Annotated in this window: 12 protein-coding genes and 2 pseudogenes; 4 read left to right on the top strand and 10 right to left on the bottom strand. The window is 36.8% G+C overall.

Features of this window, described 5'->3' with window-relative positions; translation table 11 throughout:
• Positions 1-154: 154 nt before the first annotated feature.
• A complete protein-coding gene (locus J7J00_RS27630; RefSeq protein ID WP_214796383.1) occupies positions 155-289 on the bottom strand; it encodes a Ger(x)C family spore germination C-terminal domain-containing protein in 135 nt (44 codons plus the stop codon).
• A 115-nt stretch (positions 290-404) separates the two neighbouring features.
• Between J7J00_RS27630 and J7J00_RS27625 the strand changes: the two genes are divergently transcribed.
• The 3 genes from J7J00_RS27625 to J7J00_RS27615 all read left to right on the top strand — a co-directional run bounded on the left by J7J00_RS27625 (position 405) and on the right by J7J00_RS27615 (position 1,906).
• The gene (locus J7J00_RS27625; protein ID WP_214796381.1) at positions 405-833 is read left to right on the top strand and encodes a MarR family winged helix-turn-helix transcriptional regulator; all 429 of its coding nucleotides are present in this window, start codon (positions 405-407) and stop codon (positions 831-833) included.
• Between the two features lie 77 nt (positions 834-910).
• Positions 911-1,552 (top strand): nitroreductase family protein, encoded by a 642-nt coding sequence (locus J7J00_RS27620; protein ID WP_214796380.1) that lies wholly within the window; start codon positions 911-913, stop codon positions 1,550-1,552.
• Positions 1,553-1,612: 60 nt separating this feature from the next.
• Positions 1,613-1,906, top strand: coding sequence for a putative quinol monooxygenase (locus J7J00_RS27615; RefSeq protein WP_214796378.1), 294 nt, complete (start codon positions 1,613-1,615; stop codon positions 1,904-1,906).
• A 440-nt stretch (positions 1,907-2,346) separates the two neighbouring features.
• Here J7J00_RS27615 and J7J00_RS27610 read toward each other — a convergent pair.
• Positions 2,347-2,681 (bottom strand): annotated as a pseudogene (locus J7J00_RS27610) (recombinase family protein); the annotation flags it as partial.
• Here J7J00_RS27610 and J7J00_RS27605 point away from each other — a divergent pair.
• Positions 2,682-3,014, top strand: a pseudogene (locus tag J7J00_RS27605) (IS3 family transposase); the annotation flags it as partial.
• Between the two features lie 305 nt (positions 3,015-3,319).
• On the opposite strand, the gene J7J00_RS27600 reads toward J7J00_RS27605, so the two are convergent.
• From J7J00_RS27600 to J7J00_RS27565, 8 genes are all read right to left on the bottom strand, one after another.
• A complete protein-coding gene (locus tag J7J00_RS27600) occupies positions 3,320-4,600 on the bottom strand; it encodes an MFS transporter (RefSeq protein ID WP_214796376.1) in 1,281 nt (426 codons plus the stop codon).
• Between the two features lie 114 nt (positions 4,601-4,714).
• Positions 4,715-5,023: a Zn-ribbon domain-containing OB-fold protein gene (locus J7J00_RS27595; protein ID WP_214796374.1), complete on the bottom strand. Its 309-nt coding sequence runs from the start codon at positions 5,021-5,023 to the stop codon at positions 4,715-4,717.
• 1 nt (position 5,024) lies between these two features.
• On the bottom strand, positions 5,025-6,161 hold the full coding sequence (locus tag J7J00_RS27590; RefSeq protein WP_214796372.1) for a thiolase C-terminal domain-containing protein: 1,137 nt from the start codon (positions 6,159-6,161) through the stop codon (positions 5,025-5,027).
• Positions 6,158-7,612, bottom strand: coding sequence for a class I adenylate-forming enzyme family protein (locus tag J7J00_RS27585; protein WP_309487262.1), 1,455 nt, complete (start codon positions 7,610-7,612; stop codon positions 6,158-6,160). The genes J7J00_RS27590 and J7J00_RS27585 overlap by 4 nt, the downstream gene beginning before the upstream one ends.
• A gap of 51 nt (positions 7,613-7,663) precedes the next feature.
• Positions 7,664-8,164 (bottom strand): PPC domain-containing DNA-binding protein, encoded by a 501-nt coding sequence (locus J7J00_RS27580; RefSeq protein WP_214796370.1) that lies wholly within the window; start codon positions 8,162-8,164, stop codon positions 7,664-7,666.
• On the bottom strand, positions 8,157-8,933 hold the full coding sequence (locus J7J00_RS27575) for an SDR family NAD(P)-dependent oxidoreductase (protein WP_214796368.1): 777 nt from the start codon (positions 8,931-8,933) through the stop codon (positions 8,157-8,159). The genes J7J00_RS27580 and J7J00_RS27575 overlap by 8 nt, the downstream gene beginning before the upstream one ends.
• 223 nt (positions 8,934-9,156) lie before the next feature.
• A complete protein-coding gene (locus tag J7J00_RS28755) occupies positions 9,157-9,933 on the bottom strand; it encodes an IclR family transcriptional regulator (protein WP_214796366.1) in 777 nt (258 codons plus the stop codon).
• A 93-nt stretch (positions 9,934-10,026) separates the two neighbouring features.
• Complete coding sequence (locus tag J7J00_RS27565) at positions 10,027-10,974, bottom strand: bile acid:sodium symporter family protein (protein ID WP_214796364.1); 948 nt, start codon at positions 10,972-10,974, stop codon at positions 10,027-10,029.
• Positions 10,975-11,255 lie beyond the last annotated feature (281 nt).

Raw genomic sequence — 11,255 nt, 5'->3', positions numbered from 1 at the left:
ATTATAACATTAGTCTTTACGTTTTATACGACTTTTATCTGGAATCTGTTATTTTTGATTACACAAAAAAAGCCTGCAGATTTAATCCCTAAAAGGGACCTTATCCTAGAAACCGGGATCGGTTCTCAGCATCCCCATTATGAAAGCTTTTGTCCTATTGATAATTCGTTGATCCCATGCCCTTAATTTTAGTTTTTACATGTATGTTTATTTTTGATTTTGCCAGAGTGTTCCCCCATTCTTCTTGTACTTTTTTCCACTCTTGATAAGTGTAGGCTCTTGCATACAAGCAAAAGTTGCAGTACTAAAATACTTGCTTTATTATTTAGGGTATAGTATATTAATTGACGCATCAACTATTGAGCTATCAATTATTTTTCTAACGTATGAAAAGAGGGTGTTTCTTGACGAATTCATGTTCTAATGAATCTTTTATTTTATATATAATGAGCTGCCTTAACAAACAGATAAGTTCAAAATTTGAAAGTTGTACGGGCATTAGTCAATCAAGACATGATATCTTATATCAGCTTTATCAAGTTGATGAAATTAGTCAAACAGCACTTCAAAAAGAGGTTAACATTGACGGTGCAGCGATTACCCGGCATTTAAAACAACTTGAAGCGACTGGGATGATTTTAAGACGCAAAGATCCGGAGGATAATCGATTTACTCTTGTCTGTCTTTCAGATCATGGTCGCAAACAAATTATTCTCTACCAAGCTGAAAAGGCTCGTTTTGTCACTTTGATGCTTAAAGATTTTAAAGAAGAAGAACGTCAAGAGTTAACAGATATGCTGACACGCATTCAAAAAAATATAAGCCAAGTCTAACACTTGATTCGTTACAATTTGAAATGAGAATAACTATAAATTAAACTACTAAAGTTAAAAAGAGGAGACTATCAACTATGACTACTACAGCACAATTAACAAATGATTTCAAAGAAATTGTCACAGGACGCCGCTCCATAAAAAATTACGACAAATCCGTAAAAATCAGTAGGGAAGAAATGGAGGAAATACTTACCTTAGCGACACTTGCTCCTTCTTCAGTTAATATGCAACCATGGCGCTTTCTTGTAATTGATAGTCCTGAGGGAAAAGCAACACTTGCACCTCTTGCTCGCTTTAACCAAAATCAAGTCGAAACATCTTCCGCAGTAATTGCCGTATTTGGTGATATGAACAATTTTGATAACGGCGAAGAAATCTACGGTAAAGCTGTAGATTTAGGGCTTATGCCTTTAGAAGTAAAAGAAAACATATTAGCCTCATTTGCTGGATATTTCGAAAAAATCACTAGTGAAGAGATGAAAGAGGTCGTTCTAGTTGATGGTGGTCTTGTATCCATGCAACTAATGCTTGCGGCTCGTGCTTATGGCTATGATACAAATCCAATCGGTGGCTATGAAAAAGACCAGATTGCAGAAACTTTTGGATTAGATAAAGATCGATACGTACCAGTTATGCTAATTTCAATCGGTAAAGCAGCAGATAATGGCCATCAATCAGTTCGTCTTCCAATTGATAAAGTCGCACAATGGAAGTAATGTAATAAAGAATCCATTCATTAAATTTTTTATGCTTAACAAAAGAGAGGATGACGTTTAATGATTATCATTCATGCCGTATTCAATATTAATCCAGCAAAACAAGATGCATTTCTAGAGGAGATTCAACCGCTAATCGCAGCTTCAAGAGCGGAAAGTGGAAATGTTTCTTACAATCTTCACAAAGCTACAGAAAAAGACAATGAATTTACAATGGTTGAAGTTTGGCAAGATCATCTAGCGGTTGCAAGCCATAATTCAAGTGAGCACTTCACCTCGTTTGTTGGTAAAGCTAAAGAATTCCTCTCTTCACCTTTAAATGTTAACGCATTTGAAGGACAACCATTAAAATAATGAGTTAAAATGTATGGGATTTCCTATATCCCATCTTATAAAACAAAGAGTTGCTGCTTCGGTAAAACAAGCTGCAACTCTTGTTTATTTCTATTCCATTTTCTCGAACATCACGCGCTTATTTGGCGTACATAATCTGTGTGACAATTCCATGGAAAGAAGAATGCAAATAGTTCCATTTATTTATCGAATTTCAGTTTTTCCAAAGCATCCGCCAATGTTGTATTAATCGGTTCTTCTTTATTTTGCTTCTTCATGAAATTGGAGATTTCGTTGTTTGACACTTTTTGATTTTTGTTTTGTTAATTATTTTGATGTTCATGCGAATTCTAAAAGGAGGGCTGAAAGTGTATATGCTTCAGTCACCCAGGATGGGTATCATCCACAATGAAGCGAAATATCTAGGGATAGCCGGCTAATTTTTTGACGAGTTTCTTCTATTATAAAGTGATCTTTTTAAAGTCATTTTCATACTCTTTAACTAATTTATAAAAAGTCGTCTTTTTTACGCCTAATTCCGCCATGGCTTTTACGGCTATAATTTCTCCTGCTTTCCATAAATCATAGACTTCTATAAACTCTTCAGTTACTTTGGCTTTCGGTCGACCGAAGGGCACACCGTTTTGTAAAGCAACATCAATTCCTTCACGCTGCCGTTTTCGTATACGGTCCCTCTCCTCTTCCGCCATCCAGGTAAAACAAGATCTGCGATGAAGGTCCCTAAACTGTCCTTAAATTGAGTAGTGTCCAACAATGGCATATCCATGACCACGATAATCATAAAACAGTTCTCCGATTGATGAATGAACTAGGATTGAAGTCATTGGTTCGCATGAAGAAATACCGTTCGTACAAAGGGAACATCGGCAAGATTGCGCCCAACATTCTAGCACGTGATTTCAAGGCGGCAAATTCCAATGAAAAATGGGTAACAGACGTCACGGAATTCCATCTAGCTGGGGAGAAACTATACTTATATCGCTTGGAATCGAAAGATTCACCCATTCTCCATTCAGATCAGGGCTGGCATTATCAGATGAAACAATACTCGCATGACTTGAAAAAACATAACATTACACAAAGCATGTCCCGCAAAGGAAATTGTCTCNNATGAGCCCGGTAGATTACCGGATTCATGCCCTCAAGGCTGCCTAAGTAAATAAAGTGTCTAACTTTTTGGGTTCACTTCATCGTAAAAGTGTACTTTTACGAACGGGTTCTATTTGTTAATGTAAAAAAGGACAAGGGAGGGAGAACAGGTAGACCATTTAAATAGTGGCAACAAAATACCCGCCTCGACCATTTTTGGATTTGGTTTCAATTTTTAGTTGTCACTATACATCGTAATGATGAACTCACCTTTCAAAAAGTTAAGGTTAAATTCCCAATGGATTTTATCTGTTATTTGATCTATTATATGGATTGTCCTTTTGTTTCACTTATTCCATTATGGCCTGTTGCTTCATTTTTCGACTTGAGTACCACTCCAAAAACTAAAGCAAGTATAGAACCAGCCATTAAGAAATAGCCTAATACGTAAAAACCATTAGATAAATCACTACCTTCTGCTACAGCACCTACAACGATAGGTCCAACAATTCCGCCAATATTTCCGCACATATTGATTAACCCGTTTGCTGTACCTGCTTGGTTGTCTGGAAAGAAGGACATAGCCCATGCCCACCATGGACCAAAAGCTGAATAAATTCCTATTCCTGCTATTATCAGGAGAACCATGTTAAGCACAAGTCCTCCTGATATGAAATGCTCAGCAGCGAGTGCTATACCACCTATCATTAGCGGGATTGAAACAAATAAAACTCGATTTTTCCCTACATGGTCTGACCACACTGAATTAATATACATAAAAACCGCAGCTAAAACAAATGGGATAGCCGTCATCCAACCAACGGCACCAATGCCACTGTTGCTTAATTGTTTTATTAGACTTGGCATCCATAAACCAAAACTGTATACACCGGTAATCCATAAGAAATAGATAAAAGAAAATACCCAAACACGATAATTTTTTATTACATCTAAAAAGGATCCTTTTTCTTTTATCACTGTTGAACGGTTTTCTACAAGATAATCCCGTTCTACTTTGGAGAGTCGCTTATCCTTCTCAGGGGAATCTGCCGCAAGCCATGCGAACAAGATGGCTAAAATTAGAGGTGGAGCGCCTTGTAAAATAAACATGGTATGGTAGTCCCATTGCGTGATCATCCAACCAGCTAGTGGAGCCATAATAATGGAAGAGATGGGTAGAGCCATCTCAGCAAAGTTTACCGCTTTAGCTCTCTCCTTGTCTAAATACCAATTTACAAAGAAAATAGAGAATGCCGGCCATAATACACCTTCCGCTAACCCCATAACAAATCGAAAAAATAGAAGCATGTCAAAACTTTTGATCAAACCTGTACAAATCGCTGAAATACCTAAAACAACTAAGGAAATCACTATTACATTTTTTGCACTATACTTTCCTGCGGCCCATCCTCCTGGTACCTGAGTTATTACATATCCCCAAAAAAATGCAGAAAGCACAACCCCGATAGCTGTCGATGAAACTCCCAGTGATTTCACTATCAGTGGAGCAGCCATCCCTATATTAGACCGATCCATAAAAGCTGCTAAGTATATTAAAAATAGCAATAAACCGATTCTGTACCAACGTGCATTTGGAATTCTCATATTATGACGCTCCTCTAATTCGATTTATTAAACTGGAGCCGAATCGCTAGGTTGGAATACTGCGTCTATTTCCCTTGGAATTCTTTCACTTTACTTAATTGGGGGAAAGATGATTTAACGGCTAAAATAATAGGCCCTGTCTTTAACGCTTTTTAGCTCGACCTTTTCACCAATATGGACACTGCTCTCATTGAATCTCGCTGTTACTTTTAACCCTTCGTCTAGATGTACCAATATTACAAAATAAGGAGATTGATCTGTAAATTGCTCAGGGGCAGCATGGATTTTTGTATACGAATAAACTTCACCTTTTCCGCTTAGCTGTCTATCTTTTAATTTTTCCGAAAAACAGACAGGGCAATGATATTTATCCGTACTAAGAATCTGGTCACATTCCATACAATACTTTGCTGATAGTTCCATATTATGCCCCCTTCCTTCGGAGTATATGGACGGTAGAATAAGCTCCCATACCTCCCAAATTTTGTGCAAGGCCGATACGCGCATTTTCAACTTGATTGCATGCCTTTCCATTTAGCTGATCAACAATCTGAATAATTTGAGCAATGCCAGTAGCACCTATTGGATGTCCTTTTGAAAGTAACCCTCCGCTAGTATTCACAGGAACAGTACCGCCGTGTCTCGTTAAACCCTTTTCAACGGCTTCCCACCCTTTTCCTTTTTCAAAGAAACCCAGTTCTTCAATCGCAATAATTTCCGTCATAGAGAAACAATCATGTAATTCAACGACATCAATATCCTTTGGCTCAAGACCTGCCGCTTTGTAGGCTATTTTTGCAGATTCATAGGTGGCAGAAATATGAAGAAGATTCTTTACTTCCTGCATAAGGGGGGACCCAGATGACTGTCCTGAAGACAAAATTTCAACCCCATTTTCTCCTTTTTGAAGCACTACAGCAGCAGCTCCATCTGATATAGGGGAACAGTCAAATAATCCAAGAGGGTCAGTAACAGGGCGGGCATTCATTATTTCATGAAGAGAAGTTTCTTTCCTGAAATGGGCAATGGGATTCGATATAGCGTATTGTCTATTTTTTAAAGCCACCATTGCCAGATGTTTTTTTTCAGCTCCGTATTCATAAAAATACCGATTGGCAACGACTCCAAAAAAGCCTGCAAAGGTAAGGCCAGAAGCCCCTTCATTAGAATCATTATCCATGGCAAGATTAATAGATTTTGTAATTTTTTCCGTATCCATGCCCGTCATCTTTTCAGCTCCTGCAACCAGAACCGTATCGTACTCTCCTGCTTTTACTAGCTGGTAAGCCTGGCGAAAGGCCAATCCTCCCGACGCGCAGGCACCTTCCACTTTTACGGATGGAATACTGCCTAGCCCAAGTTCATTAGTAAGAACCGAACCTAATATTTCCTGGTTTGCTAACGGTCCTGAAGCAAAATTCCCAACAAATACAGCATCCACTTTTGGACGTCCTGCCTCAATAAGTGCATCTCTGCAAGATTTGATGAGCATGGATTTAATGGATTCATTTTTTTTTCCGAATGTTGTTATTCCACTTCCTATGATAGAAACAGCTGTCATCGTATTCCTCCCTGAGGTTGATAACTTTCTCTCAGAGTTTTTCTGAGGATTTTTCCATAACTATTTTTCGGTAAGGAGTCTACAATATGAACAAAACGTGGTTTTTTATAGCTAGCTAAGTTCTTTTTACAAAGTATGATAATTTCCTCTTTATCTAGATTTATCAATTGTTCATTCAATACTATATGTGCACAGATAGTTTCACCCCATTGTTCGTCCGGGATCCCGAATACACAAGTTTCTTTTATGGCCGGATGCTGATTTATTACTTCTTCCACTTCACGTGGGTAGACATTCATTCCACCTGTAATAATTACATCTTTTGTACGATCAACAAGGTGTAAATATCCTAATTCATCTCGCCAAGCAAGATCACCCGTATAAAACCAGCCATCTTTAAATGACTCATTATTTGCTTTTTCATTATTCCAATAACCTTTCATTACTATAGACCCTTTGCAAGTTACTTCACCGATTTCTCCGTTTGTAACTTCATTACCGTTGGGATCGGAAATTTTAACTTCTACAAAAGGACCAATTGCACCACATGAATCAGGATGGTTTTCCAACTCTTGTTTTGGCATCATGGTTATGACCATTGGTGCTTCAACAAGACCATATGTTTCGGCAAATATCGGCCCTAATAAGCCCAATGCTTTATGAATCTTTTCGACGGAAATGGGGGAACCTGCCATATTAATGGATTTAACATATCGAAGCTTTTCTGGATTAAAATTTTTTCCGTGAATCATTAAGTTTACTAAGGTAGGAACCAGGAAGATGATTGATATTTTCTCTCTTTCTAAATCATCAATGAAATCATCAGGTTCAAATTTATTGAAAATGACTTGTTTTAAACCAAAAAACAATGCGCATTGTGCTAAAAAGTTACTCCCGTGAGTTAATGGAGCGACATGGCCAATAGTATCTCCATGTGTAATTTCACAAATCATATTTAATGAGAGGGCACTCGAAATCATGTTGCGGTGAGTAAGCATTGCCCCTTTTGGTTTACCTGTAGTTCCTGAAGTATACATAAGGGCGAACAAATCATCTTGGTTTATTTCAATATCAGGAAAATCAGTTAGTTGATTACTGATAAATGATTCATATTCTGTATCAATATTTATTTTTTTAATTAATAACCGAACAGGGTTAATTAATTCTTCTTCCCCAATTAAAATCGATGCTTGGGAATTATCTACTATATACTCAAGCTCTTTTGGATGTAGACGATAATTTATAGGTACCTTTACCAAACCTGCTAGCGCAACAGCAATATCAAGTTCAATATGTTCTCTCCGATTACTCATAAGAACAGCAATACGGTCCCCTTTTTGTAATCCTTCCTCTATAAAAGCATGAGCCAGCCGACATGCATTCATTCTAAGTTGACTAAATGTGAGAGTACCTCTGGAATCTTTCACTGCTATTTGTTTACTGTACTGAATAAGTGTTTTTTTTGCTAATGCACTTAATGTCTCCAGTTCAATTCCTCCCTCTTAATGATTGGAAAAGTTAATTACTTTAAACCCTAAGTTTGCATCAAATTCACGAACAGCTTCAATTTTGTTACTAGCTGTTATAGAAAATTCTATTGTAATCAGTGTTGGATTTTTTCCTCTTAGAAAGTGTCCAGCACCCATTTCCCCGTCTTCGGTTATTACTAAGCCATGAAAATGTATATCCAATTCTTTAGATTCATTTTCACAGATGAATCCAGTCCCACTTATAAGCTCAACAGGTTTTTTTATAGTAATTTCGCTTCCATAGCCTAAAGGCATTCCATTCAAGGTTTTGAAAAGTACGTATCCCACTTCCTTAAGTGAACCGATACAAGAAACGATGCCAGATTTAATGTTATGCTTTTCGCATTGCTTTAATATTCCATTCATAAGGTCAGATCCTGCTGAAAGTGATCCAAAAATTGTAAAACTTTCATTAGCTTTATATGAATGACTTTGGCGAGTCGTGGGTTTACTTCCTTCTGAAAGATTAACCAATGGCAGAACCACCACATACTTTAAGTACTTCACCTGTTACATAATCAGATCCTGAAGAAGCAAGGTAAACAACTGCATCAGCAATGTCTTCGGGTGTCCCTATTCGTTGAATCGCCTGGTCCAACTTATAATTCATTCCTTTGGTAATGACTGTTTCTATAGGGCCAGGAGCTATACTGTTGCAATTAATTCCTAATTCTCCCACTTCTTTTGCTATCCATTTCGTAAGAGCTATTACACCGCCTTTAGATGCTGCATAAGCCGGACCCGAACGACCACTTTCTTCGCCTTTTTCCCCTTTTTTACCTGAAATCGGTCCCCCCATAATCCCCGAAATAGAACTTATATTAATGATTTTCCCTGATTTCTGCCGTTTCATATGTGGATAAATAGCTGCTTGTGAAAAAAGGAAAGTTCCTCGCAGATTAGTATTGATGTCTCTGAACCACATTTCATCTGTCATGCTTTCTAAATCAAGGCGTGAGCAGGTACCTGCATTGTTCACTATTATATCGATGCTTCCAAAGTGTTCAACCGTTTCATTTACCACCTGTTCCACTTGATCTCTTTCTTTAATATCAATCTTGTAAATAAACACTTTAGTTAACGGGTTTATCTCTTGAATTTCTTCTTTAGTCCGCTCACAGTTTAGTAGATCAACCAAGACTATATGTGATCCTTCTCTGGCTAATGCTTTTGCAGAAGCTGCACCAATACCTCGAGCTCCGCCAGTAATAATTGCTACTTTATTTTCAAGTCTTCTCGCCATGGATATTCCTCCTAAAAATTGAGTAGTAGATTACATGTACATTTTATAGAGCTCCACCGAAATTAAAGCGCTTACATTTGAGCTATTTAACAGTCTTATGAAGACTGGATGTACCTTTTTGTAATATTAGAATTTTTATCGAAGCGAATACATTTAAGTTTACGAGAATTTTGATATTTCTTGTATATTCAAGCATGTGGCCCGTTACTTCAAAGGTACCATTTCATGGTGTTATCAGGCTTTTAGACGATTGATACCCCATCTTAGTTGAAATTTCTTGTGAAGCTTTAAGTAATGCAGTCACAATGTCATTGGGATTATTTCTTTCCTTTATTCTGCCAGCAATACCAGCTAAACAAATTGTTCGAATAGTTTTTCCTTCTGCATCTTTTATAGGACAAGCAAATCCCTGAAGACCGATTTCATATTCTTCATTGTCCACGGCATAGCCAAGTCTTTTAATTGTGGAAAGTTCAGCTATTAATTCATCTTTATCAGTAATCGTGTTCTTCGTATAAGAAGTAAAATGTTCACTTTCCATATATTCATGGAGGCGTTCATTTTCAAGGGAAGCCAAAAATACCTTTCCAGATGCAACGGCATGTGCTGGAGCAGTTTTACCTGAATCAAATACAATTCTTACTGTATAGGAACTTTCCATCTTATCTTCATATTGACAACGGTATCCATTAAATGTTGCCAATAGGGCACTTTCCTGGAACCTCTCTGCAAGCTCAAGTAAGTATGGCTTGCAAATAGCAACAATATTATATTGATTTTGTGCTTTAACACCTAGGTTAATAAAAGATTGCGATAAAGAAAAAGAGTTATCTGAGTGTTTATCTACATATCCAAGGTCTTGGAGAGTGGATAAAAATCGATGAAGAGTACTTTTATTAATATTGAGTTGTTTAGATAATTCGGAAGGTAGTCTTGATTTTAAAGCGAGCGCTTCAACTATTTCGAAAGCCCTCTCTACACTCTTGATATTATAATCCACTATACTTCATTCGCTTTCTTTAGTTTCACATTGTGAAACCATGGTTTTATTTTACTGATTTCAGAATAATTCAATTATTCATAAAAGTCAACATTATTGTAAATTAATACTTTTTTTACTATTTCTTGAGAAGTAACTTGAAAAGTAAGATCCTAATGATAAATTAAAAATCATATTAATAACTGCTGGCACAGCCGCGATTTCTCCAAATACTTCAAGCGCTAAAATTGCTGCTAGTGCTGAATTACACAACCCCACTTCAAATAAAATTGCAATAGCATTTTCTTTCTTTATTCCCATCATTAGTGCAAACTTATATCCGCCAATCATAGGTAAGAGTACTTGTAAAAATACGGCACAAGCAATAAAAAATAGTAGATTTGTTGGTACAATAACCTGACTGCTTACATTCCCTACTACACTTAAAACAATTAAAATAATTGTAAGTGATGAGATGAGCTTTGAATATGGTTGGATTTTGTGAATGTTCCCTCGAGAAAAATGATGAATTAACATACCAGCTATAATGGGCAAAATAACAATAATAAGCATCTTTTCCGCCATTTCAACAAAAGAAACTTGAACACTGCTATCAGCAAACACATGCATTATGGAAGGAGTTAAAACTGGGGAAATAAAAACATCAATAATACCCATGACTACAATCAAAGAAGTGTTGCCTCCAGCTATAAAGGTATATAACGTGGCCGCTGTTCCACTTGGTACACTTCCAGTCAATATCAATCCTGCCGCCAAGTCAGGATATTTCCAAAAAAATAGTTTTGCTAAAATTACAGAAACTAGGACAGTTAATGTCCATTTAAGAACGATTCCCGTACACAAAACTAAGGTTGATCGTTTCACCTCCTTTAAATCCTTCCAGGACATTGTTAGACCTGTTAAAAATAAAACGAAGCCTAATAAAAAACTGGTGCTCTCATAAAACCAAGAAAAAAATTCAGGTTTAAAAAAAGAAAAGATTGCAGTTACTGTAATATAACCTGGCAAAAACTTTGAAACATGATTATTTAGACTTTGCACTTTACCAGCCCCTCTTTCAAATTATCGCTATCATATTTTAAAAAAATTAAATTTTCAAGGAATTTCATTTCAACTTATTGTATGGATAGTTAACTTTTTCCACTTTTTTTAATTCGTAAAAGCTAAACTAACCTTAAAGGCAAACAANNATGTATATCGCTAATTGCTTCCCGAAGGTCTATGACTATGAATACACCCCATTCCCCTACTCCGACTTACTGACAGTTAAATAAGGCGGCAGAGTTTGCTGGCGTGGAACATAAAATCATTGTAAGGACTTA

This window comes from Bacillus sp. ISL-4, from assembly GCF_018613275.1.
In the GTDB taxonomy this organism is placed as follows: Bacteria; Bacillota; Bacilli; order Bacillales; family DSM-1321; genus Peribacillus; species Peribacillus simplex_E.
This window is presented reverse-complemented; position numbering and strand designations above follow the sequence as displayed.